This is a genomic window from Saccharibacillus brassicae, assembly GCF_006542275.1.
GTDB classification, from domain to species: Bacteria; Bacillota; Bacilli; order Paenibacillales; family Paenibacillaceae; genus Saccharibacillus; species Saccharibacillus brassicae.
Genome location: NZ_CP041217.1, coordinates 3,813,771 through 3,840,128, shown reverse-complemented (window position 1 = coordinate 3,840,128; position 26,358 = coordinate 3,813,771). Strand labels below are relative to the sequence as shown.

The window sequence follows — 26,358 nt, the reverse complement described above, 5'->3', positions numbered from 1 at the left end:
AATCTCAAAAAGTCAACTTCTATATAATACCCCTTCCTCCTTTTGAAGTCAAGAGGAGATATATAAAATTTAAATTTATAAATTCTAGTATGACTTCAGGCATTACAAGAAGCTTTTCTAAATAAACTTAGCGACTTGCCTTATCTAATGTTAATTCTGTGATTTTTGATTTTTAAAAATTATTAAAACCATCAAATAAGCTCAAAATTTTAATATTAAATTAAGACAAGTCACTATTTAATTCACTTAAAATTTTATCAAAACCGTAAGATCAAAGATCATCTAACTCTTCTGCATCATCATCATTCACACTATAATAGATAACATCATTCGGTAATTTTATATTAGGAACCCACATTTTTTCTCCTTCCCAACCTTTGTCACCTGTTACTTGATAAACAGTCAATACTACCTTGTCCTGAAAAGTTGTACCTAGTTGCCAATCATTTGGTGATAACAGTGCTCCTGTACCTCTAGCAACATTTCTATTTCTTCGGACAATAAGTATCCCTTGTGCGACAGGAAAGTCAGCTAGCATTGACTTTATAATATTCACAAAAGATTTAATCCGAAAATCCGCTTCTGAAGTAATATGATCAAAAATTTCTATTATAAGCCGTAAACTAACCTGATAATAATTTTCTGTTTCATCGAACCTTTGAAAAAGTTTGTTGAGATCTTCTATGGTATTGTTTTTTGGAGAGAAAGGATAATAATTAGTTCCACCAGAAATAATATCTATTTTTTTACTATATATTACATTTTTTCTAGTAGGTAAGATATCTTGCGGATAATAAATTTTAATTTCTTTTAAGCCGCGTTCAACTTGAGAGATAATAGAATTATTCGTAGCATTAATATCTGAAAATAATTTATACAGCTTTTTATCTATAAAGACTTTCATTAAACCAGCATCTCGATCATAACCAAACATTCGACTATGTTGCCACATTGTATCCGCCTGAGGTTTTTTAGCAATGCGGGTATAGAAGATTGTTTGAAGGCCCGGGAAGGTGACTCCTCTTCCTAGTGTATTTCCACCTATTATAATATTAGAGCCATTCTCGTACTGATCGCTAATAACTTTGGAAGAGCCATTCATAATTAGTACTTTAATTTCGTCTTTAATCAAAGTGTTTTTGATTTTCTCGTATACCTCTTCAAAAGTCTTGCGCTCGTGTTTTTTGGGACAGGCCTGATCAAATTCTTTTTTCAATTCTGATATGAAATTAAGATTGTTAATATTCTCAATACAGAATTGAAGCTCTTTTTTTACATCGTTATAAAATTGAGTGTGAACTGCTTGACGAACACTAGGATGAATCAAACAGTTACAAACCTTACCACCGGCTATTAATATTTGAGCAGAAGCTACCAGATGAGAAACAACAGTTGCTTTTAGTGGGTTTTCGCTTAGCTCATTAACTACAACAGACTGAGAAAATCCAGTTTTAGGAAAGAAGAAATCGCCTCCTAAGTAACCGTTGCCTGGTCTAAAATAGTACGCGAAATAAGGACGCCAACCTGACGTTTTCGCTTGTAACAATATAGCTTGCGGTGTTCCAGTGACTTGAAGATAAATACTGCTCGCCGACTTTGTTTTTATTTCCTCTAAATATCTATTAATTGAGGACTTTTTGTTTTTATTAACAAAAGTATTTAACGAAGCAGCATCAGCTTCGTCATCAATAATAAATAATGGATTCCCTTTCATAAAACCTGTTGAAGCTAACAGGTTGCTCCATTGCTTAAGCGTATTAACATTTTTCTTTAAAACAATAATCACAGGTTCCATAAGAGAATTCTTTACAAATACCTCTGAATCGTATTCATCACAAACACAATAACCATTTAAATCAGCTCTAACTCTATCGATAGTTTGTTGTTGGAGAAGAACATTGTCAGTTGTTAAAATTATAAACACGGGAAATCCTAAGTCTGAAGCTGCAGAAATAATACCAAACATTTGTCCGGTTTTTCCAGACTGCACATTTCCAAAAAGTAGTCCTACCTCATGATCAACAAACGAAAATTTCTCTAGATACGTGGGAGCAACGTCTTCGACGGTTTTTTTTATAGAGTCTGCCAGTTGAAGGTGCCCTCTACTTATAATAGTTTGAAGATAGGATTCCAAATAATTCATGATTTTATATCTCCCCCACATCTTCATTATGTGGTAAAAATGAAAGCATCCAGACATCCATTTCCGTACCATCTTCTGTAGTTGTTCTCAATGTTGTTTTAGTGAGAGTAATGCTTTTTCTTCCATATTGTTCAAGGATTTCTTCTGTTATCATTCCTTCAAACAAGGTATCCTTCTCAACTTGGTTTACTGATTCTACTAAACCTGCAGATACAAGGCGACCTTTTATCCAACGTCCCATTATTTTCAAGTCATCTTTAGAGTACAGATTTTTGTTATTTTGACCACAGGTCCATACTTTAAATTTCCATCCATCATCAGTTATTGCCATAAAAGGTACTTGATGTGCTGGGTAACCAGGTAGATCTCTTATTTCTTTCCCCACTACTATCTCTATTTCCCACCAAACCCTTTTTCTTCCATTTGCATAGCATACGTTTATGTTAGAACCTCGCATTTTAGGATCTTCATGGTCTTTAGGTACTTTCAAAGGAATTTCAAAAGATATATTCGTCATTTTTCTCTTATAAGCATCAATCTCATCAGACGTAATTTTCGCAACAAATTCTTGATCGACTAATGCGTTATTAAGTTCACGAACTAGTGGAACTTGCAACTCTTCAATATTAGAAGAACAGTTCGTTTTTTTTAGTTTTTGAATAATATTTGTTATTTCTTCTACTTCTTCCGAGATTTCAGTAACTGTTGAAACTTCGTATTGCCGCAAATTAGATGCTTCTAGTTTTATGGCGCCTAAATTATGAGATCCTACAATTCCAGCTATGGGTTTTCCATTTTTGTAAAAAGCATATAGTTTTCCGTGATATTTAAAAGCTTTAACCATTCGCACTTCGCCATCAATATCTGATTCTTTCCAAGCTTGGTTGAGTGACATAGCCGCGTGATAAGTACCTTCTGGCATTCCTTCTAAATAATACATTCCGATATTTAAGCAAACTTTATTGATACTATTCTCTTCAACAACTCTTTGCAACTCCTTCAGAGCTGCTTTCGAAACATACCCAACAGCTATTTCTAAACAATCAGCATTGGAAGCAGCTTCATTAAAGTACTCAATAAATGCTGTCTGGGACTCTTCGATACGCAAAGGTAAAATATTTGAGCAAAGCAATCTCATATCTTCTGTTACCTCCAGTGCAATTGCGTTCCACTTAAATGTATTAAATATATTATTCATTTTATTATAACTTCTTTTAACGCTAAACCGGCTGTTTAAATATTGCTTAAGACAGCCGGCTTGACACTTTTTACGATTATACATAAAAATTTTTCTTACCTTGACATCCTAATTTCTAAATTTTAAATCTTTTCAATTTCAATATATCTAGGAGTTTTAAATGTTACTTTCACTTTATCCCCTACTTGAGCATTAACATGCTGATACCAATCGCCAAGCATTAAAAGATCACCACGCCCTTGAAATTGCTTAGCAATTACACTTCCGCCTTTACTACAACCAGCTGCTTTCAATACAACCTCTTTTAAGAAACCATCCACTGAATCACAAGTGTAGTTAGTAGAAGCACTACGGTGATTGCTATTATAAATACTTAAACGTCTTGCATGATAAGCAGGGATTTGCAAGTAACCTTCTCCATACCTTGGATCCCTTGTGTTTGTATACCGATGAATTCCCCACTGCATATGTGCTTGTTTAATTTCAACAATAAAAAAGTCTCCTGCTTTAGCCACAAAAGCCCTCCATTCATTTCAATTAAGATTTAATTTTATAATATCCATTCCTGTTTTTTATCCTATCCTCACCTCCTTAATACAAAAATGATTCGCTCTAATTAAAAGAATCCTTACAATTTTAGAAGCTCACTTTAGTAAAACGACCTCATTGTTGTGCACATTCAGTTAAGCTGGAAAGCGTTCATCTCTTCTATTTCCTCTTTAATACATATATTTATATTGGATAACCTTTCACTAAAATAATTTGTTTCATCCCGATTTAAAGTGAGTTTTAGATCATACACATTTTATTCCTTCTAAGGGCGCGTGTAAATTCAGATTCCCGCCCAAGTTCTTAGCTTCATTCTAAATAGAGAAAAATTTATACGGTAGAAGTCCCATGTTAAACTGGTACACCAACGCTTCCTGATGCAGATCTCGCTTTGACGTCTTCCGCGCTCAGCAGTTGGCTTGCGTGAAACGGGAAATTGAACATGCCCAGCATCCGCTCCAGCAGCGCGGTGCCGTCGAAGTGTTCGTTTTCCGGATCGATATCGTCCCGGGTCAGCAGAAACTGTGGATCGATCACGCGGTGCAGCTGGTGCTTGACGATATGCGTCTCGCGCATCCGGGTGAACACGACGCCGAAGCCGAACCGGAATTTGAGTCTGCCGTAGTGGCTGCCGCCGACCTGAATGAGACTTTTGTCTTTTTTGAGCTTGTCCACAATATTAAAAGCGTAGGTACGGGCTTGATGCAGCGGATTGCTGACGGTATGCAGCTCGCCGCGGGTGCTGTAGATGCGCCATTCGTCGGGGTAGAGTTCGTACAGCGTGCTCTCGGTATAGTCTTTCACTTCGAGCACGAGCATGCCGAGGTCCGGTCCGATCACGACATAGTCGGGACGCCGGCCGGCGATCCGGGGTTCGTAATAGACGATGTAATCGTCGGGAAGGTGTTCGCGGAGCGTATGGAACAGCAGGCGTTCGCCTGCCGTCGCCGTGCGGGGGATGGTGTCCGGGATCATATAAGCCATAAGGTGTCACTCCCTGATGAGACAGATCCCGTGAAGAAGTCCGGGGCTTCCGGAATCTGTGGATATGATATAAATACAGCGGATACGCGGCAGTCTGGAGGATGCTGTAGACAAGGGCTTACCGGGTCCTGCGGCCTGGTTCGTAAGGGCTTGTCTCTGGTTCGATAGTCATCTTTGTCTATTGTAGCTTGCTGGAACTTGTTTGGGAACTAGATTACTGGTTATTTTCTAGAAATTTCTTTGAAAGAGGGTTATTCTACTGCCTTATACGGATAATGGGACTTATTTATTCGTAACTTCATGCCGGTTCAGCTCGTTCTACTTATATAGAAAGAATAGAAAGCAGGTGATCCCATGCAAAACTACTCAGGTCTAATCTTGCTCCTCTTCGTCGGGGCGGCGCGGCTGTTTTTTATCTGGAAAATCGTTCGTGGGGAAGATCGGCGCAGTCTGATGGATCTGGAGCGGATGGCACCGAAGCTGTATGCGTTTGGCATCAATCTGGTGCTGGCGGCGGCGTTGGCGTTTCTGCTTATCTACGCTGAGGACCGACCTTACTTCCTGATCGCGGCGCTGGGCATCGTGGCGCTGTTCGGTCTCTCGCAAGCGTGGCTGGAGCGCAAATATTTGCCGAATACCCGAAGACATCTCGCCACGCTGCTGTCGTTCGCGGTGACGGTCGTCGTCATGGCCGGCTACTTTGTAATTTATCCGCTGTATCTGTGAGCTAATCTGCCAAGGAGGCTGAACGCGATGCAATCCCCTATCGTTCTCGTTCTCGGTCTGCTGACGATTACCGCTTCGCTGCTTCGGATGTGGATCGTGCGGGGCAAGCCGACTTTTGAACATGACCGCGTCAAAAAGACTTACTACGGGCTGACGGCGGCGGCTTCTCTGCCCGGCGTACCCTGCTTTGTGCTGCTGATGCGGTCGCTTGAACGACCGACGTGGGTGCCGGCGCTCGGCCTGCTCGCGCTGTCGATGATTCTGTTTGCTCTCATAGACCGCAAATACGTGCCGGAGACGAGGGAACACCGGCTGTGCGCCATTATGGCGGTGCTGATGATCGGACTGGCGGTCTTTTTCCATGCAAGCGATGTGATCAGTTGAACCGCCGAAAGGAGCAACCCCATGAACCCAACCACGTTTCCGATCATTCTGCTCGGCAATACGCTGCTTCTCCTGCTGCTGAACTTCGTCGTCGCCGATCTTATCGTCACGGGTGCGGATCGGCGCAGGCTGACGGACGTGCCGCGTCTCAAGCGTTACGTTTACGGCATCACGCTGCTCGCGATCGCGCTGCTGCTGGGGCTGCTCGGACTGCGGCTTCCGCCGGCTTCGTTTGATCTGATCGCGTTTGCGTTGGTTCTGCTGACCGGTCTGTCCATAATGGCGCTTGAGAAAAAATACCTGCCGCACACCCGCCGCCATGTGGTGACGCTCTGCTGGATCGGCGGGATGTGCCTGCTGTCCGGACTCTACGGCTGGGTGACGTACGCGTAATATTCGTGCCGGGCGCTCTGCGACAAAACCGCGATATCCTCCGTCTTCCGGGTAGGGGCGAAGTCCCTTATTTTGACGACGGAGGTTATTTGCCATGAACCGCACGACGAACCGCGAACGCCACCCTCTTTCTTTTAAAAAAACGCTGATTCTGCTGCTCTCGGTCCTCCTGCTCGGCGGCGCCTTGTTGGCGGTGTTCGTCTTGATCCCGATTCTCCGGGATTTCCGTCCGCTTGTCGTTACGCTGCATAACGAATCCGGCGCGGAGCTGACCGAGATTGAACTGCGGATCGACGGACAAGATGACGCGAAATACGCCTATCCCCGCCCCGTTCCCAGCGGCGAGAGCCGGAACATCCGTCCGGAGCTTGAGATGCAGGGCGCGGGCGAGCTGGGGCTGCGGGCCGTCGGCGCGGGCGGAGAAGCGTACGGCGGCACGATCTGCGGCTACACGGAGTCGCTCAGCGGAGCGGTGACGGTGACGATCGGGGCGGACGGCCAAATGGCGGTGCAGGGCGAATGCCGGTGAGTACCGGTAAGTACCGGTAAGTACCGGTAAGTACCGTTAAAGGCTCGCATATGCGTGGGTGAGAGCCCGGGAGTACGCCGGCGAGAAGCCGAAGCTAGGTGCCGGCAAGAGCCGAGGCTGCGCCGGGCTTGCGCAAGCGTTCCGAGCGGACCCGCTCCACGAGCCGATCCACGAGCCGATCCACGAGCCGACCTACGACAAAAAAAGCCCGCTGCCGATATTCCGGCCAACGGGCTTTTTTCCTATTCCGACAAACGTGTCTATTTCGCTCAGCCTTGCAGCGCCTGCGGCAGATCCTCTTCGTCTTCCGACGCTTCGGCCGCCATGCTGCGCAGCGCCGTTTCGTTGTGGCGGATAAGTTCGAGGATGTCGGCGTTTTTGCGGACGAGTTCGATTAGCGACGCGGACACCTGCTGCATGGCGGCGGTGGACTGCTCGCTGATCGCGGCCAGGCTCTCCGACGAGCGCTCGATCTCTTCGGACGAGAGCCGCACGGTGCCGATCATGTCGTCGTAACGGTTGACGGACTCGCTCACTTCCCCGACGGACGAGCGGATCGACGAGAACACGTCGCGCGTCTCCTCCACCATGCCCATGCACTCCTGCATGCGCACCGCGATCGTCTGCATGCTGCGCTGGGTACTGCCGGAATGGCTGCCGACAAGCGACAGATTGCCGGAGATCTGCTCCGCCGCCTTGGCGGACAGGTCGGCCAGCTTGCGGATCTCGCCCGCCACGACCGCGAAGCCGCGGCCGGATTCGCCGGCACGCGCCGCTTCGATACTGGCGTTCAGCGACAGCAGATTCGTCTGTGAAGAAATCTCCTGAATGGTGCCGATCAGCTGCGACGAAGACGAGACCTGCTCGGCCAGTCCGTTGACTTCTTCGGCCGCGGTGCGCACCTGCGTCTCGAACTCGCCGATCAGGCGGTACAGCCCGCCGACGATCTCGTCGCCGCGGTGCGAAGAATCGGCTGCCGTCTCGCTGCGCTCGCGCAGCTGGCCAAGCGATTGCAGCATGCCGCCGAGCTGGTCGCCGCTGAGACGGATCGCGTCGGTCACGCCGGTCAGCAGTTCGCTCTGGGACACGGCGCCCTGCGTCACTTCCTGCACGGCGATATTCATCTCGTCGAACGAGACGGCGTTCTCCTGGCTGCCGGACGAGACGGCTTCCATGTTGCCCGAGACGACGCGGACGTTTTCGCGCAGCGATACGCCCTGCCGCTCCGTGCGCTCCAGCAGTTCCTGCGTATGCCGCTGCGTGTCGGCGAGCTGCCGGAACATGCGGTCGGCGATCTGCTGGAAATTGAACAAGATGACGCTGATAATGACGAAGAAGAACAAATGCGCGACGATATGGTCCCGCTCCATGCCGTAGGCGCTGCCTTTGTAGATATACGCGGCCAGCAGCAGAACGGCGGCGCCGAAGCCGGTATACAGCGGCGCCCGCTGCATGTAGACGAGCGACAGCACGAGCACCAGGTACACCGGCACGATGTTGACGACGCTCGGCACGATGATCGCGGCGGCCGAATGGGTGACGCCGAGCATGATCAGGGCGACGTACGCGATCGCTTTTTCCCGCTTGCGACCGAAATACAAAATGCCGACCACGACGACGCTTGCCAGATCGCCGGCGATCAGAATATACCGCGCTGTGGCATCCATCTCGACCGCGACGTACATCAGCAGGGCGAGCAGGACGGTAATGGCCAGCGAGTAGAACACCAGCCGGTTTTTGAGACGCAAATCTTCCGCACGCATTTGATTCCAATCTTTCATCACGTTCACATCCCCGAAGAATTTTCATGAGTACCTCGTCTTCATCGGCAAAAAGTCCCGGAATTATTAGACTAAAGGGCTATTAATACTCGGAATAAAGACTTTAATTTCTGTAGGCGTTCAGCGAAACGTTTCACTCTCTTCAAGCGTCTATGTAAAGAGAAACAGACTGTTGGAGAGGAGGATTCCCATGGATTCGGTATTTATGGTTTTTCTGACCGTGCTTGCGATCATCATGGTGTGCGGAGAATGGGTATTGGAAAAATGGTTCGTGCCCGAAGAAGCGTTCAAGAACCGCAAGTCCAACTCGCCGCTGCTCGATACGCTTGGCCTGATCGCGTTGGCCTGCCTGTTCGCGGTGCTCGTCCTGTTCGCCGAAGACAGCTGGGCGCTGCTCGGCGTATTCGCGCTCGTGCTGATCCAGCGCGGTTACTTGCTGTACCGGGACTGGAAAATCGTGCCCGGCAGCCAAAAGCATATCGCGTCGCTGATCTCGCTCGGCCTGATCGTGCTGATGCTGCTGCTGTACACGACCTGGCTCGTGGTGCAAAACGATCGGCTGAACGACGCTGCCGGTGGCGGCCCGGAGGCAGCGGGGGCCGTGATTGTGGAGACGGTAGCGATTGCCGGGTCGGCGAACGAGCGGGCGGCGATTGCGGAGCCGGCATAGACGATTGCGGGGCCGGTCAATGTGGAGCCGGTCAATGCAGCGTCGGTAACGATTGAGCGGGCAGCGATTGCGGAATCGGCATAGACAATTGCGGAGCCGGTCAATGTGGAGCCGGTGTAGGTAACTAATCGTAGTAAAAAGGATTAAAACACCCCCGGCTGCGGCAGGGTGTTTTTTTGCGTGCAAACGGTAATATTCTTCTCGCTTGGACTCTTTCGCTAACGAATCGTGATCACGCTATTGGTTCGCAAACGAGCGTTTTCGATTTTTAACGAATCGTCATCACGCTATTGGACTCGAATCGTCCTTAAACGGGCGATTTCGGGCGAATAACGATATGAGGATTCGTTAGATGGCGAAAATAGCGAAATACGGGCAAATAGCGATAGGAGGATTCGTTAGGGGTGGTGCGGCGTGGGGGACACGGTGCTAAGCATGAATAAGGCGGTATAGGCGATGGATGAGGTGCGTGGCATGGATGATATGCTTCCGCACGCACAAAAACAAGGACCGTCGGCGTCTCTCGCCGAGGTCCTTGTTTGCGTGTGCCTGTACGGCGGTCACGTTGTTCGACACGCCGCTAGAGGCGCCGTTCGACGTCCCGCCCGGCCCGCCGCCGAATCGGGCTATCTTCTCACTTTTACCAGCAGCGCGTTGCTTACTTTGCGGCCCGGCTTGGTGACGTATTTGCCGTTCAGGTACAGCCCGCTCGAAGCGCCGCCGTCCAGGTTCATCGCCTGGTACGCGCCGGCCTGCTTCATGATGTGTGCCAGCTGCGGCATGCTGGAGCGGCGGAGCGTGACCATGATCAGCTTGTGGTCGCGGGTAATGCCGATCGCGCTGCGCGCGGCCCGGCCGCGGAGGATGCTCGGATCGCGGAAGCCTTCCTTGACCGCGTTGACCGCGATGCGGCCGTTGTTGACCAGCCGCGGTCCGGCCTGCACGGCGCCTTCGACCTGGCCTTCTTCGTAGGCTTTGCCGAACTGAAGGCCCGGAATCAGGCGCGCCAGATGGTTCCGGTCGTAGGCGAAGACGGTGAGATCGGTGCCGCCGTTGATGAACTTGACGTCGCCTTTGCTGACGAGGTAGCCGTACGGGGCCCGGTAGACGGCGGAGCTGTACGCGTCGAAGTAGGTCGCGTTAATCGCGGCATACGCGCCGTTCTGGGCGGCGATCGCGCTCAGATTCTGTACGGTGCCCACTCTGTGATGGGCAAAAGCGGCGTCCAGCGATACCCGCGGATGCATCAGCTGCACGGTGACGACGTTGGCGCGGATCGCGGCGCCGCCGACGTAGAATACCTGCTGGCGGTAGCTCACGGGCCGGTCGGTCAGCGAACCGCGGCGGATGATCGGCAGATCCATCGCCTTGTCGCCGCTTGCGACGTGCATCGAAGACGTCGCATCGTTCCATTCGAGCGTCAATCCGAGATGCTTCGCGGCGAAGCCGAGCGGCACGTACGTCACGCCCGCATAAGCAAAAGGCGCCGCGTCGATCCGCACTTTTTTGCCGTCGATCTCCGCTTTTTTGCGTCCCGTGTGCAGCGTGATCCGCTGTTTGCCTTTGACGATCTCAAGCTTGCCCTTGCCGGTCTTGCCGCTAATCTTCGCTCCCGCGAACGTGCTCAGCACGCGGAGCGGGACATAAGTGCGCCCTGCCGCCGGGTCCGAATAGCCGTACGTTTTGGTCGCCGCCGCAGCCGCTTCCGCTCTCTGCGTCGAAGCGCCGGGCAGCGCGCCTCCCGCGATCAATCCCGTCGTCAGCGCGAAGGCCAGCAGCGTCTTCCATCCTTTTCCCATTTCCGTTTGGTCTCCTTTTGTCCGGTTCTCGGTCCGTGTTCGTTCTTCCTCTTTATATATCTGCTTTTGCCCGCCCGGAATGAATCCTTTTCGCAAAAAAAACCCCGACTGCGGATCTCGTCCGCGGCCGGGATTTTCCAACAGATTTTTCGGCAAAAAATCGGTGCCTCAGCGCGCCGGCGCAAAGTCCTGAACCGGCTGCATCAGCTCGTCGATCTTCGCCAGCGTCTCTTCGCTCAAAGTAACGCCGGAAGCTTCGGCATTCTCGCGCACCTGCCCGGGACGGCTCGCCCCGATGATCGCGGAGCTGACGCCCGGTTGGCGCAGCACCCACGCCAGCGCCAGCTGCGACAGCTTGAGGCCGAGCTGCCCGGCCAGTTCGTTCAGCTCCTGCGTCACGCCGAGCACGTCGTCGCGCAGATAGCTGCCGATGACCTGGTTGACGGTATCGTCCGCGCCGCGCGTGCCTGCGGCCGGCTTCTGGCCGGGCTTGTATTTGCCGGTGAGGATGCCCTGCGCAAGCGGCGAGAAGACGACCTGACCCAGTCCGGCTTCGGCCGAGACGGGCAGCACTTCGTCTTCGATATACCGCTCGAACAGATTGTAGATCGGCTGGTTCGAAGCGAGCGGACGCAGGTTGCGGCGCTCGGTGATGCCGGCCGCGCTCTGGATCTGCGCCGCCGTCCATTCGCTGACGCCCGCGTACAGGATTTTGCCCTGCGCCGTGAGGTCGTCGAGCGCGCGCAGCGTCTCGTCGACCGGCGTGTCGCTGTCGTAGCGATGGCAGAAATAGACGTCGATGTAGTCGGTGCCGAGCCGCTTCAGGCTGGCTTCGCACTGCTCCATGATATGTTTGCGCGACAATCCGCGGTCGTTGGGCCCGTCGCCCATCGGGAAAAAGACTTTGGTGCTCAGCACGTAGCTCGAACGTTCGTATTTGCCAAGCGCCGCACCTATCGCTTTTTCGCCTTCGCCGCGATTGTACGCATTGGCCGTATCGAAAAAGTTGATGCCCTGCTCGAACGCCGCTTCGATGCACGCGTCCGCCGCCTGCTGCTCGGCCGCCGTGCCGTAGGTGAGCCAACTGCCCAATCCGATCTCGCTGACTTTGAGGCCGGTGCGCCCCAGATTCCGGTATTTCATCCCTATATCCTCCTCGGAAGGACGTCACGTTCCGCCGATCGGCCGACGCCGCGCGGGTCTATTCCATCGCCGTCTTGGACCGCCTAAGAAAGTTCGTCTCCTATTAATCATTCGATTAAATATTAACGATAATTCTTACCGGATGCAACCGCCTTCATTAAAAGAAAACCAAAAGCAGATCAAAAAGAATCTGAACGGAAACTAAACGGCATCTAAACGGAAACCGAACTTCGCCCTGAGCCGAAATCCCATTTCCGTCTATCTGTTTCCCTTCATTTTGGTTCTTTTTTAACCGATAATAGATTGCCGGACCTTTGACCGTTCGGTCCATATACAGATTCATAAGGGAGAAGATGACACGATGCTGCAAACGCCTCAGCTTTCCGTCACGATTCGAAGTACGGGCATGTACCACCCGCAGGAACGGTTCGACAACGAATACTTCATTAACTTCTTCATGGAACGCGACAACAACGATATCACCCGCCTGCTTGAGCATCTGGGCAAAGAAACGCGTTACCTCAGCCGCAACAATCCCGACGAAAACTCGCTGACGATGGCCCAATTCGCGGCCGAGCAGGCGCTTGAGCGTTCGGGGCTGCAGCCGTCGGACATCCAGATGATCATGTTTATCTCCGACACGCCCGAATATACGTACCCGACGAACGCGGTCATGCTGCATGAACGGCTGAAGACGCCGAACGCGCATCTCGTCTACGACATGAACGCCAACTGCATCGGGGCCATCTCCGCGCTCGACCAGGCCTCGATCCTGATGAAAGCCAAAGGCATCAAGTACGCCCTGATCGCCGGCGGCGTATCCGTCAGCAAAGCGGCCAGCGACAAAGAGCCGATCATGTTCTCCGCGTTCGCGGACGGCGGCGGCGCGATCGTGCTCGAACTCGGTGAAGAAGACGAACAGCAGACCGGCTTCGTCGACGCCGACTTCTACACGGAATCGATCATCACGGATACGGCGCTCTACCCGAACGTCGGCCATTCGCGCATGCTCGACGCTTCGATCCCGGAATCGGAAAAAAGAGTCTACCACAAAGAAGTCGACGTCAGCTTCTTCTCCGCCAAATGGCAGGGACTGATCACCGGCCTGCTCTCCAAGCACGGCCTGGCGCCGGGCGACGTCGACCACTTTATCTTCTCGCAGCTCTCGCTCGCCGAGAACCTCAAGACGCTGGACCTGCTCGGCGTCGATGCCGGCAAGCAGATCTACGTCGGCGACAAATACGGCTATACCGGCGTGACCGGCCCGATCTTCGCCCTGAACGAAGCGCTTCAGAGCGGACGGATCAAGCCGGGCGACAAGCTCGTGATCTGCTCGGTCGGGCTCGGCTACGTGATGGGCGCCTGCCTGTACCGCTTCTAATCCCTGCCCGACAACCTAAGCATAACGGTCATCAACATCAAAAAAGCTGCCCCATCGAACGCCCAGGCGTTACGCGGGACAGCTTTTTTTGCATGCCTATGAACGTTTACTTCACGTCGTCCATGCTCTTGACCAATACGCCGCTGAAGTTCGTTTTCTCGGCGATTTTGCGGATTTGCATACTCGTAATGGCCGATTTGGATTCGACCATGTAGATGTTCTTGAAGCCGAGCGTCATGTACATCTGGAACGCCTGTTCCAGCATGTCCAGCAGGTCCTGCTTAACGGTAGACAGTTCATAGGCGTTAACGACAAGCGTATACTCGCTCGTCTTGATCTGGCTGCCTTCCTGCATAAACTTGAGGGCAAAACCTTCCGCGTCGCTCATTTGGAAAAATCCGCCGACGGTAGCGATGAACAACTTTTTGGCCTGATCCGTTTCGACATTGTACTTCTGTGTCATGATCTCTCTCCTCGGTTCATTCGATTGGTTGGCCGAACGGTCGTCCGACCGATGCGCGTTCTAAGTATATCAACGAACATAAGCGAAAGAAAGAGTGCAGAGATCTTCTTTTCCGATACAAAAAGACCGTTCGAGACCGTGCTGCGCCGCCGCTGCTCCTATTTCACGCTTCCCCTATTCCGCGCTTGCCCGGATCGGCAGCTTCGCCCCGTCGCGCACATAGACCGGAATCCGCTCGATCGGCGCGTCCGCGAAGATCGCCCGGCCGCCGTCGAACGTCTCGCCGCTGTACGCGTCGGTCCACGTCGCTCCGGCCGGCAGATAGACGTCGCGTCCGCGGACGTCCGCTTGCAGGATCGGCGCGATCAGCAGGTCCGGACCGAGCATGAACTGGTCGTCCACGTCCCAAGCCGCCGAATCGTCCGGAAAATCGTAGAACAGCGGGCGCATCGGCGGGGTGCCTTTTCGATGCGCGGCTTCCATCTGCTCGGTCAGGTAAGGACGCAGCCGTTCGCGCAGACGCATATGTTCCCCGAAGATGCCGTACGCTTCGTCGCCGTAGCTCCACACTTCGTTGTCCGCGCCGCTGCCCCACAGCCCGCCGCCCGGCAAGCCCGTATCCGCTTCGCGGTACGGCGAACGATCGCCGTGCAGCCGCATGACCGGACAGAAAGTGCCATACTGGAACCAGCGGATGATGCACTCCCGGAACGCCGGATCGTCCGGATTGCCGCCGTGGAAGCCGCCGATGTCCGTCGTCCACCACGGAATGCCCGCGATCGCCATGTTCAGCCCCGCGCGCACCTGATGGCCCAGTACCTCAAACGTCGACGCGATATCGCCGGACCACGCAAGCGCTCCGTAACGCTGGCTGCCCGCCCAGGCGCTGCGCACGAGATTGATCACGTTCTCCTGCCCGGCTCCGGTCATCCCTTCGTAGAAGGTGCGGCTGTACTGGCTCGGATACCAGTTGCCGACCTGCAGCGCGGGACCCGCGTCATAGCGGTAAATATCGTGGTCGTACACCCCGAACTCCGGCTCGGCTTCGTCCAGCCAGAACAGCCGGATGCCCCGGTCGTAGTAATTTTGTTTGATCTGCTCCCAGACGAACTTCCGCGCTTCCGGATGGGTGGCGTCGAAAATTTCGTTTTGCCCGAGAAACTGGAACTGCGTGCGGATACCGCGGTCGGTGCGGACCAGATAGCCTTTTTCCACCATTTCGCCGTAGTTCACGCTCTCCGTCTGCACGGTCGGCCATACGGACACCATCAGCTCGATCCCAAGCTCCCGCAGTTCGCGCACCATCTCTTCCGGGTCGGGCCAGTACGCCGCGTCGAACGTCCAGTCGCCCTGGTTCGGCCAATGGAAAAAGTCGATCACGATGACCGAAATAGGCAGTCCCCGCCGTACATGCTCGCGCGCGACGCCCAGCAGTTCTTCCTGGCTGCGGTAGCGCAGCTTGCACTGCCAGAAGCCCATCGCGTAATCCGGCATCATCGGGACTTTGCCCGTGGCGTCGGCGTACGCTTCTTCGATCTGCGCCGGCGTGTCGCCCGCGACGATCCAGTAATCGAGCTGCTTGGTCGACTTGGCCGCCCATTCGGTCACGTTGACGTTGAAGCTGGCCTGCCCGATCGCCGGGTTATGCCACAGCATGCCGTACCCGCGGTCCGACAGCAGAAACGGGACGCTGGTCTGGCTGTTGCGGTGGGTAAGCTCCAGTCGGCAGCCTTTGAGATTGAGCAGCGACTGCTGGTACTGCCCCATCCCGAACAGCTTCTCGTCCGGATGCGATTCGAAGCGCAGCGTCACCTCGAAATCGCGGGTCCCCGGAATCGGCACGATGTCGCGCCCGCCGGATTTGAGCTGGTACGTTTTCTGCGTTTCCTTCAGCAGCACTTTGCCGCTCTCGTCCGTAAACGTAATCCGGCCGTCCCGCTCGACGTCCGCCCGGATCTTCCCGTTGACGATAGTCGCGCTTCGTCCGTCTGCCGACACCGTGACCGACGCGTTGGCCGCAGGTTCTCCCGCCGGCAGCAGCGCCCAGTCGTCGTCGTGCAGCCTGTCTTTGGACGCCCGCACGCGAAAAGCGTTCGGTCCCCACGGTTCGATCCGCAGCGTCTCGTGGTCGTAGGTCCAGATCAGCGCCCGTTCTTGTGCTTGCAGCATGATAGTGTTCCCTCCCTGACATGGATTGAGTGTTGTAAGCGTTATCTTATGCGAGATCATTATACCGCGGAAGCAGGATCGGGCGGCAGGGCGTAGAATACGGGGATATGGGACAGGATTACGTTTCGGGAAAAAGCGGCCGGGCCGGTCGGACCGGACAAGGAGGCATGGACGATGGCGGGAACGCTTGGAAAAGAGGGTGGCGGGGCGGATTGGGCGGACGGGGTGGCGGGGACGGACGGTTCGGTGGAGGCGGGCAGTTCGGCGCCGGCGGACGGAGCGGTGCAGGCGGATGGTTCGGCGGAGACGGACGGTTCGGCGCAGACGGATGGTTCGGCGCAGGCGGAAAAGGACGGCTGGCGGCGCGAGCATACGGTGATCCCGGATCGCACTTTTCCGCTGAACGTGTTCCGGATTCAAGAATCGGACCCGGACATGTTCTGTATTCCGCCGCATTGGCACGAGCATCTGGAATGGATCGTCGTCGCAAGCGGACGGTTCAGCGTACAGGTCGGCAGCCAGCTGCGCGAGCTGGCGGCGGGCGACTGCGCGTTCGTGAACGCGAAACAGCTGCATGCGGCGTTCCCGCTCGAAGCGGGCAGCCGACTGCACGCGCTCGTGTTCGGCGAGGCGCTGCTGCGCAACCACGCGCTCGACCATACGGAGACGCGTTACGTGCGTCCCCTGCTCGAAGGGCGGCTTGCCCTGCGTTCTTTTTACGCCCGGGAAGCCGCCGCGAAGCTGCGCCGCCAACTGCTCGGCGTCGTATCGGAGCATCGGGCGGCCGAGCCCGGCTACGAGCTGCTCGTCAAAGCCGCGCTGCTGGCCGCCCTCGGCCTGGCCCTGCGGGCGTCGGCCCGGGCAGACGGGCCGGGCTTCTCCGGAGCGGCGGGGAGCGGCGGCTCTGGCCGCTTCGAGAGCGTCCGCGGCACCCGAAGCGGGGCGGGCGCGGACAGCGTCGTCTATCCCCTGCTGCTGCATCTCAGCGAACGCTTCCGCGAGCCGATCGACGTCGCCGCGGCAGCGGGATTGTGCTGCGTGACGCCGACGTATTTTTGCCACGTGTTCAAACGCTCCACCGGCCGCACGCTGACGGAATACGTCAACATGCTGCGCATCCAGGAAGCCGAAGCGCTGCTGCGAAGCGGCGGCCATACGGTGCAGGAGATCGCGCGCAGCGTCGGATACGGCGATGCCGGGTATTTTGCAAGAGTGTTCCGAAAATTCAAGAACACCTCGCCGGGACGGTACGCGGAAGCGAATCGCAAAGCCGAGGGACGCGGGTAGCGGGCGGTGGGCGCGGGTTGTTGAAGGAATGGTGATGGGTCGGGGGTCGGAGCAAGAACAGGCAGCGACAGGTGGATTTCGTGGACGAATGCGGATGTCGATGCGAATGTGGCAGCGGACCGGGGCAAGCGGATTAGAGCGAGCGGATCAAGATTAGCGGGTCAAGACAGACGGATCGAGGCTCGCGGATCGAGGCAAGATTCATCTGTAAAAGGAAGGCTTATGCAGAAAGGGGCGATCGGATGTTGCATATATTGCGTGCGGGAAAAAGAGTAAAAAGTTCGGGATTCGCCATTATCGCGGCGTGCGCGGTAGCGCTTACGGCCTGCGGAGCGGGTCAGAGCCATACCACCGCCCTCCTGACGGTCAGGGACAAAATTACGGAGGACGGCAAGACGTGGATCACAGCGTATAACGCCGCCGATTCCCGGAACGCGGAGAGCGAAACGTGGAAAATCCGGGTCGAAGACGCCAATGCCTGGAACCTGATCCAGCCGGGCGGACTGTATTTGACCGACTTTTCGCACAAAGCCGGCAAAAAACCGGACAAGTCCGGGCTTATCGAAGCCGAATTGGACGTGATCAAGCCCGCGTCCGGCGAAGCGCAGCCGTGAAATACGGGTATGAAGCGCGGCTGCGAGCGGGTATGAAAGGCGGCTATGAGCGGGTATGAAATGCGGCCGGGAATTGGGGTCGGGGGACGGATAAGCGGGATCGCAGAGCAGGCGGGCGGACAGCCTATGATCGGGTACGCGTCGGCCGTTCGTTCTATTTTTTCGTAAAATTTTTCCGCAAGTCTGGATTTGGTTCGCTGTTCGTTTTACAATGGCGATAACTTATAATTTTGCGACAATCGGATTGTCTCGGCATATGAACGTTCCACGCGGACAGCCTGCCGATTCCCGATACCACGGCGACGAAGCACGTCCCGCTCTCTCCTCTTCCACTTGAGGATGCGAGCCGGGGCGTTTTTTGCGTACATCCCATCATGCCCAAGGAGGCTATCCATGAAACCTACGACCGTTCTATTCGAATCGGCGCATGCTCTCTTCCTCGACGAGCATCTGAGCAGGCGAACCGGCGAACGCCGGGACCGGCTGCGGCGCGGACATCGCGAAGCCGAAAAGCTGTTTTGTCAAAACGTCTGGTGGCCGCTGCGGCAAAACTTCGACCAACTGCATCCCGAATACGAAGTGACGGACTGGCGCGGGCTGTCGTATTTCTGCGATTTCGTCTGGATGACGCCGCAGGTCAAACTGGTCATCGAGATCAAAGGCTTCGGTCCCCACGTACAGGACATGGACCGCCGGAAATTTTGCCGCGAGCTGAATCGGGAGACGTTTTTGAACGCGGTGGGCTTTCAGCTGATTCCTTTTGCCTACGACGACGTGGCCCAGCGGCCGCAGCTGTGCCTGACGCTGCTGCGAATGGTGCTGGGACGCCATCAGGCGGACGAGGCCGCGCCGGGCCGTCCGTGTTCCGGCGCGGAACGCGAAATCGTACGGCTCGCCTGCACGCTCGGACGCCCGATCCGGCCGATCGACGTGTGCGAGCATCTCGGCATCGGCTACCGTAGGGCGGCCGGACTGCTGCATGCGCTGTGCGAGCGCAAAGTGTTTGTCGGCGAATCCGGCACGCAGAACAAGCGGATTGTGCGTTATGCGCTGATAAACGCGGAGTCAGGGTATTTGTGAGGCGGGAGCGGGCAGCGGTGCGTGTGGTGGCGCGGATGGCGCGGCGATTGGTGGGGACGAGGCGCAGACGTTGAAGGCGAGGCATAGCGGTTGGCGAAAACGAGGCGCAGACGTTGAAGGCGAGGCATAGCGGTTGGCGAAAACGAGGCGCAGACGTTGAGGGCAAGGCATAGCGGTTGGCGAAGACGAGGCGCAGACGTTGAGGGCAAGGCATAGCGGTTGGCGAAGACGAGGCGCAGACGTTGAGGGCAAGGCGCGAGACAGGAACGATGCGCTGCCGCTGCGTTTATGGGGAACGGTGAATGGCGAACGCTGAACGATAGGCAGGTCATTTTTGTTTTGCGCAAAATAACGTCCTGAAGACAGTTATTTTGCACACGACGGACGCTGAAGCGAAATAAGTGCGTGAGAGCAGTTAATTAGTGTGATTTGGATCGGTTGAGGGCTGAAACGAACGATTAGTTGTCGTGTCGCAGTTATTTGCTTAAAAGTTGGCGTTTTGCGCGAAATAGATGCTTTGTCGCAGTTATTTTGCTTGGAAGCGCTGGGGGAGTCCGGTTAAGAGTGGAAAAGCGGGCACTCGGAGCGCTCAGGCGGCGGAACGATTGGGATGGGCGGAGCGGGTAGGTTCGAGCGGGGTGTGCGGGGCGAAACGGGCGTTTGAGGCGCGGCGGGTGGAGCGAGTTGAGGCGTTTGAGCCGAGCCCTTGATGGAGGAGCGAAACGGCGGCGAGGTGTGCGGGGCGCGGAGCAACGACGAAAAAGCCGCACATTCCGAAGAATGTGCGGCCGGGAACGGCTCGGTTCGGCTTCGCTGGGCCGGCCGAAGACTGACGCGCGCGCGGCACCGCGCTCCCCTCGCCCGCCCTCGCCCGGCGCGCAAGTCCGCGCCTCAAAGCGCCTCGCCCGCCCCGTCGGAACGGGGACGGGCTGACAGCAGCGCTTTGAGCTTTTCGCCGCTCGCTTTCATGGCGTCTTCCGGGTCATGCTCGGGGCGGCTGGGCGAAGCGGGAATGATGCGCGCTTCGCCGCGCGGCAGCGCGAGGGCGGGCCCTTCGTGCGCGGGCTTTTCTTCGAGCAGAATTCGCGTGCCGTCGGGGAGTACGCCGTAGCGGCGAATCCAGCCGTCTTCCTGGACGTTTATGATCCGTCCCGGCGCCGACTTGCGGCGCGGCCCGGGGCGCTCCGTCTGCTGCGCGCCGGCCAGTTTGAAGCGCAATCCGGCCGCTTCCGAACGCTGCACGGGCTGAACCGGCATCACGCGGGAAATGCCGGGGGTGAGGTCGATCGGCGTGATCGGCATAACGATCCCTCCTTAAAAATCAAATCCAATAACTCAAATCCAATAACTCGAATTCGGCACCTCGAATCCGGACTCAAATCTTGAAACGCGCGGCCGCTTCGCCGAGCTGCTGGGTCAGGCGGTCGATGCTCTGCACCATGTCGGCCAGGTTATGCACCATATTGGCCTGCTCCTGCACGGTCGCCGTTACTTCTTCGACGGACGCCGATACCTGTTCGCCGGAAGCGGACAGACTTTGCGAAGCTTCCAGCACGTCGTCTTTGTCGCGCTCCATCGACTTGAACTCGACAGACATGTCGCGGATCTGGCTCGTGATCGACGTCACGCTGTTCAAAATGTCTTCGAACGCCTGGCGCGTCCGGTCGACGTATTCGTTCTGCGTCGACGAAATCTCGCGAATCGCGCCTACGCTCTCGTTGCTCTTGTCGACCTGCTCCAGCGTCTGGCGGATGATGCCGCCGATCTCGCCGGCCTGGTCGGCCGACTGCTGCGCCAGCTTGCGGATCTCGTCCGCCACGACGGCGAAGCCGCGGCCGTGTTCGCCGGCTCTCGCCGCTTCGATCGAAGCGTTGAGCGCGAGCAGGTTCGTCTGCGCCGAAATCTGGTTGATCGCATCGGTGATCTGTCCGATCCGCTGCGAGCTGTCCGCCAGCATCTCGGTCGTCGACGAGATGTTCTGGATCTCGCGCTCGTTCTTGGAATTGATCTCGATCAGGCTGTTCACGACGCTGCTGCTCGCTTCGAATACGCGGCCGATCGAATCGGCGCTGACTTGAATCGTCTCGGTCTTGCGGCCGAGCGACTCGATCTTGTCGCCGATGCCGTAGAACCGGCCGACGATCCGCTCGGTATCGTGCGATTGCGATTCCATCGCTTTGGCGATTTCCATCGTCGTTACCGATGTCTCGCCGATCGAGCGCGCCGTGTTCTGCGACGTCTGCTCCAGATCGCCCGTGTTAACGTTAAGCACTTCGATGGAATGGTTCATCTGGCCGATCAGCTGCTTGTTGCTGTCGACCATCGTGTTGAAGCTGTCCGCCAGATCGGCCAATTCGCTGCGGTATTTGCCGTCCGCGCGCACCGTCAGATCGCCGCCGGCCAGCTGCTTGAACAACCCGGTCAGGCGCACGATCGGCGCCGTGATGCTGCGCGAGATCAGGATGCCGACCAGAACGGCCAGCAGCATCGAAGCGACGAGCGCGATCAGCATATTGCGCATCAGCACGCCGAGCGGACGCTCGATATCGGCGTACGAATCTTCGACGATGACGGCCCAGTCGGCGACCGGGATTTTCGAATACCGGATATACGCTTCGTCGCTCTCGACGCTGCCCTGAATGATTTTGCCGCCCGTATCGGTGCCCAGCAGTTGGTCGAACCCGGCCGCTTCGTACGGTTGGCCGATCAGCGCCGAATCTTTGGAGCTGTAGATGATCGTGCCTCCGCGGCTCGTGACGGTAATGAAGCCTTCCGCGTTAATGTGGATATTTTGCAGCTGATTGACGAAAAAGTCGGCGGCAATCGTGTTGATCGAGACGCCCAGCATCTGCCCGCCGTCCGATTTGACCGGCTGCGCGAACACGACGATCAGATTGCCGGTCGTTTTGGAGACGATCGCGTCGCTCACGAACGCCGTCCCCGTCTCCATCACTTTTTGGAAATATTCGCGGTCCGAGCGGTCGCCCTTGAGCGAATCCGTATTGCTGCCCGCCACGACGGTGCCCTTGAGATCGGCGACCATCATCGATTCGATCCCTGTCGAACCGGCCTGCGTCTCTTTGAACATCGCGTTGGCGCGCGACATCAGTTCGTTGCCCGAAGCGAAAAACGCGTCGTCCGTCAGCGTGCCCGCCTGCCGGAGTTCCAACAGCTCGCGCAGCGCCGGCGACACCGACAGCGTCCGGGCCAACTGCCCTTCGAGATCGACGGTCGTCGACAGGCTTTCGCCGATACGGTCCGCGTTCGCGTTCATCTCGTCCTTGCTTTTTTTGGTCAGCAGATCCGCGCCGAACATGTAGATCACGCTGCTGCACGCGAGCAGAACCACCACCGTCAACACACTAATGAATAAAGGAAGCTTGATCTTGAGCGATAACCGATCATATCCTCTGTTTTTCTGGCTGTTCTCCTGCTCGTTCTGGGTCGTCATTATTTATTCCCCTTTCGTAACTCGGGCCCATTTGGGTGCCTACAAGCGCTTTATCGGCCTTTTTCGACAAAAAAATTACACATTTTATAAGTCTCTTATCTTTTTTGGCAATTCTCATCCCGTCCTATTCGAAAACCCGTTCATTTCCGGCTTCCGTTCCTCCGCAAATTCGCCGAACCTTCACCCGCCTCAAAGCAGATTCATAATCCGCACCCGCTCCGGGCATTTTTTTGTTACACTAAGGTATACGAATACACGCATTTTACTTTTTGGACAGCATGGAGGCAGACCCTTTGAACTATATTGTTCTGGATATTGAATTTAACGGCCGCAAGTTCGCCAGTCCGCACCCGATGGAAGTGATCGAGATCGGAGCCGTCCGACTGGACGATTCGCTGCGCGACACCGATACGTTTTCAGCTTTTATCAAGCCGGTGTATTTTGCCAAGCTGAACTCGTTTATCAAGAAAAAGACGGGCATCCCGCAGGAGTCGATCGACACCGCTGCCCGCTTCCCGAAAATCATCGCCGATTTCCGCGCATGGCTGGACGCCAAACCGGGCCCGATCACGTTCGTCGTCTGGGGCGGCGAAGATATCAAGCGCATTGTGCAGGACGTGCGCATGCACAAGCTCGAAGAGACGTATTGGACGCAGACGCCTTCGCTCGACCTGCTCAAAGGTTTCCTGCTGACGCAGGGACTCAAAAACGACGTCAGCGTCGAAGGGGCGCTTGAGATGCTCGGCATCGAAGCATCGGGCGCCGCCCACCGCGCGCTGGACGACGCCAAGATGACCGCGGACATTTTCCGGGCCGTCTATGACAAGCTCGACCTGACGCTGGCCAAAGAGTACAAGGACATGTTCTCGAACTCCAAGGAACGCCGCATCGTCCGCGCCGCCGCCAAGTCTCTCGCCGCCCGCCGGGTCGTACCGACCTGGGAGCTCGCGATGAAGCATTACCTGGACGGCAAGATCGCGTTCGAAGATCCGCGCAAAGAAGCCGAGCTGCGCGCCTACTTCGACGCCCTGCCGGAATTCCCGATGCCGGCGCGCGCGGAAGAACCCGCCGCCGAGCCAAGCGGTGCGCTCGCCGACGCTTCGGCGGACGCCGATTCCGAATCGGCCCATCCGCACAACGGACCGACAGCCTGATCCCCGGGCTTCGGCCCGGCGCACGCCGCCCTATGCCCGCCTAACAAAAAGCCGATCCGGCGCTTGATAACACTCAAGCGCGCGGATCGGCTTTTTCGATATGGAACCGTGCGTGTTACGCCCGGAATCGGACGTTCGCGCAAAGCGGTTTACTTTTTGCTTTTCAACGGATTTTGCATGAAGTAATAATGGCCCGGGCCGACCGGCGCGTTGACGACGGCGGCTCCGTTCTGGAATTCCCCGACGGTGACGTCGTCGCTTTGCAGATCGACGAGCACCCGGCCGAAGCGGTCGATCAGCACTTTGCTGAAATCGGCCCGCTGGACGAACGCGACGCCTTCCTTGAACGCTCCGATCTCCGCGTTCTCGTCTGTAAACTGCGCCGGAATGACGAGCTTGCCGGTTACGCCGATATAGCCCCATTTGCCGGTGCGATCGTTGGCGCTGCCGCCGACTTTGACCGCTGCGCGGCCTTCGCTAAACGGCTGTCCGCCGGTATACTGCGCTTTTACGACGACTTTGCCTTTGGCGTTCACGTAGCCGTATTTGCCATTTTGCAGGAAAAGGGCCAGTCCTTCGCTAAACGGAGCGGCTCCGTCGAACTGCGGCTTGATGACGCTTTTGCCTTTTTTGTCGATATAGCCCCACTTGCCGTTTTTCATGACCGGAGCCAAGCCTTCGCTGAACACGTTGACCATCGCGTACTGCGGCTTGACGATTTCTTTGCCTGTAAGATCGATAAATCCGCCAAGGTAGGAGGCGCCTTTGCGTTTCCAGACGACGGCCATGCCGTCTTTGAACTCATGCACTTCGTCGTAGGCGGCCGTGAGCTTGGTTCTGCCGGTCTTGTCGATATACGTCCATTTGCCGCCGGTCTTTTTCACTGCCGCCAATCCGCCGCTGAAGCCTTCCACGACGCGCTCGTATTGAGGCTTGACGACCATTTTGCCTTTTTTGTCCACGAAGCCCCACAGCATGCCTTTGCGCACCGCCGCCAGTCCTTCGCTAAACGGTTTGACTTCGTTATATTGGGCCGTGACGATCGTTTTGCCGTTCGTATCGAGAAATCCGTAGCGGTCGGTGCTTTTGTTCCAGAACGAGACGGCGCCGTCGCTTAATCCGCCAAGCAGCTCGTACGATACCGGCTTCGCCGTGCCGTTCACGATGCTTGTCGGGCTGTCCGCCGCGTGGGCCGAAGGCAGCACGGGTGCCGCCGTCACCGTCAAAGCCGCCGCCAATACGATTGTTGTCCATTTTTTCAATTTCTGTTCCCCGCTTTCTTATGTATCGGTATCATGGATATGGAAGTTATTTACCCCCGATTGCCTCCGAACCAACACCGAAAGCCGGGTCTTCTTCACGGAAGACCCGGCTTTTGGCGTGCTGCGTCGTATAGGCATGCGGAATCGAACGCCGTTTTTATTTCTCGAACGGGTATTTCAGTCCCCACTGCGCGCGCACATTGTCCAGCAGGCGCATGATGCCCATCGACTCGGCGAGCGAGATGACTCCGCTCTCGCGGCGGCCTTCCAGCAGGGCGCGGCCCACTTCTTCGGCTTCGTAGGCGTAGCCTTTGATGCCGCGGTCTTCGCGATCGTCCGTGACCGTCACCGGCTCCTGGCCGGAGACGTGCAGCGTCGCTTCCTTCGCGAACAGGAACTGCGGGATATGGATATATCCCTTCGTGCCGTGAATGTACGCGTCATTCGGGAATTCCAGGCGCACGCCGCCGTGCAGCGAAGCGGTGCGGCCCTGGCCGTAATCGAGCAGGATCGTGAAGTGCTCGTCCACGCCCGTTTCGCCGAGATGCGCGGTCGTCCAGACGTTGTCCGGATTCGGCCCGAAAACCATCGAAGCGAACGACACCGGATAGATGCCCGCGTCCAGCAGGGCGCCTCCGCCGAGTTCCGGGTTCAGCAGGCGGCCTTCCGGATTCCAGCCGGCATCGAAGCCGAATTCGGCTTTGACGACGCGCACTTCGCCGATCTTCTCTTCGGACAGCCACTGCCGTACCTGCCCGATCGGCTTGAGAAAGCGCGACCACATGGCTTCCATGAGGAACAGCTTCTTCTCGCGCGCGGTCGAGATCAGCTCTTCGAGTTCATGGGCGTTGACCGTGAACGGCTTCTCGCACAGGACCGCTTTGCCGCCGCTCAGAGCGGTTAGTACGTTCTCTTTATGAAAAGGGTGCGGGGTCGCCACGTAGATCGCGTCGACTTCGGCGTCGGCCGCCAGCGCTTCGTAGCTGCCGTGCGCGACCGGCGCGCCGAACTTGTCCGCGAACTTGCGCGCGCTCTCTTCGGTGCGCGATCCGATCGCGTACAGTTCGCCGTTCGACGCGTGCTTCAGATCGGCCGCAAACTGCTCGGCGATCCAGCCCGTCCCCAAAATGCCCCATTTGATGATACCGTTTGCTGCCTCGCTCATCGTATTTCCTCCTTGATATTGAAATCGTTTTCG

Annotated in this window: 23 protein-coding genes; 10 read left to right on the top strand and 13 right to left on the bottom strand. The window is 55.7% G+C overall.

What is annotated here, in order from left to right:
• Positions 1-271 precede the first annotated feature (271 nt).
• The 4 genes from FFV09_RS15885 to FFV09_RS15870 form a co-directional block, all read right to left on the bottom strand.
• Positions 272-2,143, bottom strand: a complete 1,872-nt coding sequence (locus tag FFV09_RS15885; RefSeq protein WP_141448737.1) for a Z1 domain-containing protein — start codon at positions 2,141-2,143, stop codon at positions 272-274.
• A 4-nt stretch (positions 2,144-2,147) separates the two neighbouring features.
• On the bottom strand, positions 2,148-3,341 hold the full coding sequence (locus tag FFV09_RS15880; RefSeq protein WP_246098360.1) for a restriction endonuclease PLD domain-containing protein: 1,194 nt from the start codon (positions 3,339-3,341) through the stop codon (positions 2,148-2,150).
• Positions 3,342-3,463: 122 nt separating this feature from the next.
• Positions 3,464-3,856 (bottom strand): hypothetical protein, encoded by a 393-nt coding sequence (locus FFV09_RS15875; protein WP_141448736.1) that lies wholly within the window; start codon positions 3,854-3,856, stop codon positions 3,464-3,466.
• Between the two features lie 385 nt (positions 3,857-4,241).
• The gene (locus tag FFV09_RS15870) at positions 4,242-4,874 is read right to left on the bottom strand and encodes a nuclease-related domain-containing protein (protein WP_246098359.1); all 633 of its coding nucleotides are present in this window, start codon (positions 4,872-4,874) and stop codon (positions 4,242-4,244) included.
• A gap of 354 nt (positions 4,875-5,228) precedes the next feature.
• Here FFV09_RS15870 and FFV09_RS15865 point away from each other — a divergent pair, with 354 nt between their 5' ends.
• From FFV09_RS15865 to FFV09_RS15850, 4 genes are all read left to right on the top strand, one after another.
• Complete coding sequence (locus FFV09_RS15865) at positions 5,229-5,600, top strand: DUF4181 domain-containing protein (protein ID WP_141448735.1); 372 nt, start codon at positions 5,229-5,231, stop codon at positions 5,598-5,600.
• Between the two features lie 27 nt (positions 5,601-5,627).
• On the top strand, positions 5,628-5,984 hold the full coding sequence (locus tag FFV09_RS15860; RefSeq protein WP_141448734.1) for a hypothetical protein: 357 nt from the start codon (positions 5,628-5,630) through the stop codon (positions 5,982-5,984).
• 21 nt (positions 5,985-6,005) lie between these two features.
• On the top strand, positions 6,006-6,377 hold the full coding sequence (locus tag FFV09_RS15855) for a hypothetical protein (protein WP_141448733.1): 372 nt from the start codon (positions 6,006-6,008) through the stop codon (positions 6,375-6,377).
• A 94-nt stretch (positions 6,378-6,471) separates the two neighbouring features.
• On the top strand, positions 6,472-6,906 hold the full coding sequence (locus FFV09_RS15850; RefSeq protein WP_141448732.1) for a hypothetical protein: 435 nt from the start codon (positions 6,472-6,474) through the stop codon (positions 6,904-6,906).
• A 269-nt stretch (positions 6,907-7,175) separates the two neighbouring features.
• Here FFV09_RS15850 and FFV09_RS15845 read toward each other — a convergent pair whose 3' ends face one another.
• Complete coding sequence (locus tag FFV09_RS15845; protein WP_141448731.1) at positions 7,176-8,687, bottom strand: methyl-accepting chemotaxis protein; 1,512 nt, start codon at positions 8,685-8,687, stop codon at positions 7,176-7,178.
• Between the two features lie 190 nt (positions 8,688-8,877).
• Between FFV09_RS15845 and FFV09_RS15840 the strand changes: the two genes are divergently transcribed.
• A complete protein-coding gene (locus tag FFV09_RS15840; RefSeq protein ID WP_141448730.1) occupies positions 8,878-9,357 on the top strand; it encodes a hypothetical protein in 480 nt (159 codons plus the stop codon).
• Positions 9,358-9,983: 626 nt separating this feature from the next.
• Here FFV09_RS15840 and FFV09_RS15835 read toward each other — a convergent pair.
• Positions 9,984-11,156 (bottom strand): phosphodiester glycosidase family protein, encoded by a 1,173-nt coding sequence (locus FFV09_RS15835; protein ID WP_141448729.1) that lies wholly within the window; start codon positions 11,154-11,156, stop codon positions 9,984-9,986.
• Positions 11,157-11,324: 168 nt separating this feature from the next.
• Positions 11,325-12,299: an aldo/keto reductase family protein gene (locus FFV09_RS15830; RefSeq protein WP_141448728.1), complete on the bottom strand. Its 975-nt coding sequence runs from the start codon at positions 12,297-12,299 to the stop codon at positions 11,325-11,327.
• A 361-nt stretch (positions 12,300-12,660) separates the two neighbouring features.
• Between FFV09_RS15830 and FFV09_RS15825 the strand changes: the two genes are divergently transcribed.
• Positions 12,661-13,680, top strand: a complete 1,020-nt coding sequence (locus FFV09_RS15825) for a 3-oxoacyl-[acyl-carrier-protein] synthase III C-terminal domain-containing protein (protein ID WP_141448727.1) — start codon at positions 12,661-12,663, stop codon at positions 13,678-13,680.
• A gap of 106 nt (positions 13,681-13,786) precedes the next feature.
• On the opposite strand, the gene FFV09_RS15820 is transcribed toward FFV09_RS15825, so the two are convergent.
• Positions 13,787-14,143, bottom strand: a complete 357-nt coding sequence (locus FFV09_RS15820) for a hypothetical protein (RefSeq protein ID WP_141448726.1) — start codon at positions 14,141-14,143, stop codon at positions 13,787-13,789.
• 174 nt (positions 14,144-14,317) lie between these two features.
• Positions 14,318-16,312, bottom strand: coding sequence for a glycoside hydrolase family 31 protein (locus tag FFV09_RS15815; protein WP_141448725.1), 1,995 nt, complete (start codon positions 16,310-16,312; stop codon positions 14,318-14,320).
• A 174-nt stretch (positions 16,313-16,486) separates the two neighbouring features.
• Here FFV09_RS15815 and FFV09_RS15810 point away from each other — a divergent pair, with 174 nt between their 5' ends.
• From FFV09_RS15810 to FFV09_RS15800, 3 genes are all read left to right on the top strand, one after another.
• A complete protein-coding gene (locus tag FFV09_RS15810) occupies positions 16,487-17,599 on the top strand; it encodes a helix-turn-helix transcriptional regulator (RefSeq protein ID WP_141448724.1) in 1,113 nt (370 codons plus the stop codon).
• Between the two features lie 242 nt (positions 17,600-17,841).
• On the top strand, positions 17,842-18,213 hold the full coding sequence (locus FFV09_RS15805; RefSeq protein ID WP_141448723.1) for a hypothetical protein: 372 nt from the start codon (positions 17,842-17,844) through the stop codon (positions 18,211-18,213).
• A 393-nt stretch (positions 18,214-18,606) separates the two neighbouring features.
• Entirely contained in the window at positions 18,607-19,293 is a 687-nt protein-coding gene (locus FFV09_RS15800; protein WP_141448722.1) for a DUF559 domain-containing protein, read from the top strand.
• Between the two features lie 891 nt (positions 19,294-20,184).
• Here FFV09_RS15800 and FFV09_RS15795 read toward each other — a convergent pair.
• Positions 20,185-20,595, bottom strand: coding sequence for a hypothetical protein (locus tag FFV09_RS15795; protein WP_141448721.1), 411 nt, complete (start codon positions 20,593-20,595; stop codon positions 20,185-20,187).
• 73 nt (positions 20,596-20,668) lie between these two features.
• Positions 20,669-22,744, bottom strand: a complete 2,076-nt coding sequence (locus FFV09_RS15790) for a methyl-accepting chemotaxis protein (RefSeq protein WP_141448720.1) — start codon at positions 22,742-22,744, stop codon at positions 20,669-20,671.
• Positions 22,745-23,037: 293 nt separating this feature from the next.
• Between FFV09_RS15790 and FFV09_RS15785 the strand changes: the two genes are divergently transcribed.
• The gene (locus tag FFV09_RS15785) at positions 23,038-23,898 is read left to right on the top strand and encodes a 3'-5' exonuclease (RefSeq protein ID WP_246098358.1); all 861 of its coding nucleotides are present in this window, start codon (positions 23,038-23,040) and stop codon (positions 23,896-23,898) included.
• Between the two features lie 149 nt (positions 23,899-24,047).
• Here FFV09_RS15785 and FFV09_RS15780 read toward each other — a convergent pair whose 3' ends face one another.
• Positions 24,048-25,160, bottom strand: a complete 1,113-nt coding sequence (locus FFV09_RS15780) for a WG repeat-containing protein (protein ID WP_141448719.1) — start codon at positions 25,158-25,160, stop codon at positions 24,048-24,050.
• Positions 25,161-25,317: 157 nt separating this feature from the next.
• Positions 25,318-26,325: a Gfo/Idh/MocA family protein gene (locus tag FFV09_RS15775; protein WP_141448718.1), complete on the bottom strand. Its 1,008-nt coding sequence runs from the start codon at positions 26,323-26,325 to the stop codon at positions 25,318-25,320.
• Positions 26,326-26,358 lie beyond the last annotated feature (33 nt).

Bases quoted from the DNA above. Each gene is read 5' to 3' on its own strand.
- FFV09_RS15860 (WP_141448734.1), top strand. From the start codon at position 5,628: ATGCAATCCCCTATCGTTCTCGTTCTCGGTCTGCTGACGATTACCGCT.
- FFV09_RS15835 (WP_141448729.1), bottom strand. From the start codon at position 11,156: ATGGGAAAAGGATGGAAGACGCTGCTGGCCTTCGCGCTGACGACGGGA.
- FFV09_RS15880 (WP_246098360.1), bottom strand. From the start codon at position 3,341: ATGAATAATATATTTAATACATTTAAGTGGAACGCAATTGCACTGGAG.
- FFV09_RS15790 (WP_141448720.1), bottom strand. From the start codon at position 22,744: ATGACGACCCAGAACGAGCAGGAGAACAGCCAGAAAAACAGAGGATAT.
- FFV09_RS15845 (WP_141448731.1), bottom strand. From the start codon at position 8,687: ATGAAAGATTGGAATCAAATGCGTGCGGAAGATTTGCGTCTCAAAAAC.
- FFV09_RS15800 (WP_141448722.1), top strand. From the start codon at position 18,607: ATGAAACCTACGACCGTTCTATTCGAATCGGCGCATGCTCTCTTCCTC.
- FFV09_RS15885 (WP_141448737.1), bottom strand. From the start codon at position 2,143: ATGAATTATTTGGAATCCTATCTTCAAACTATTATAAGTAGAGGGCAC.
- FFV09_RS15825 (WP_141448727.1), top strand. From the start codon at position 12,661: ATGCTGCAAACGCCTCAGCTTTCCGTCACGATTCGAAGTACGGGCATG.
- FFV09_RS15815 (WP_141448725.1), bottom strand. From the start codon at position 16,312: ATGCTGCAAGCACAAGAACGGGCGCTGATCTGGACCTACGACCACGAG.
- FFV09_RS15775 (WP_141448718.1), bottom strand. From the start codon at position 26,325: ATGAGCGAGGCAGCAAACGGTATCATCAAATGGGGCATTTTGGGGACG.
- FFV09_RS15870 (WP_246098359.1), bottom strand. From the start codon at position 4,874: ATGGCTTATATGATCCCGGACACCATCCCCCGCACGGCGACGGCAGGC.
- FFV09_RS15855 (WP_141448733.1), top strand. From the start codon at position 6,006: ATGAACCCAACCACGTTTCCGATCATTCTGCTCGGCAATACGCTGCTT.
- FFV09_RS15805 (WP_141448723.1), top strand. From the start codon at position 17,842: ATGTTGCATATATTGCGTGCGGGAAAAAGAGTAAAAAGTTCGGGATTC.
- FFV09_RS15865 (WP_141448735.1), top strand. From the start codon at position 5,229: ATGCAAAACTACTCAGGTCTAATCTTGCTCCTCTTCGTCGGGGCGGCG.
- FFV09_RS15830 (WP_141448728.1), bottom strand. From the start codon at position 12,299: ATGAAATACCGGAATCTGGGGCGCACCGGCCTCAAAGTCAGCGAGATC.
- FFV09_RS15820 (WP_141448726.1), bottom strand. From the start codon at position 14,143: ATGACACAGAAGTACAATGTCGAAACGGATCAGGCCAAAAAGTTGTTC.
- FFV09_RS15810 (WP_141448724.1), top strand. From the start codon at position 16,487: ATGGCGGGAACGCTTGGAAAAGAGGGTGGCGGGGCGGATTGGGCGGAC.
- FFV09_RS15840 (WP_141448730.1), top strand. From the start codon at position 8,878: ATGGATTCGGTATTTATGGTTTTTCTGACCGTGCTTGCGATCATCATG.
- FFV09_RS15850 (WP_141448732.1), top strand. From the start codon at position 6,472: ATGAACCGCACGACGAACCGCGAACGCCACCCTCTTTCTTTTAAAAAA.
- FFV09_RS15795 (WP_141448721.1), bottom strand. From the start codon at position 20,595: ATGCCGATCACGCCGATCGACCTCACCCCCGGCATTTCCCGCGTGATG.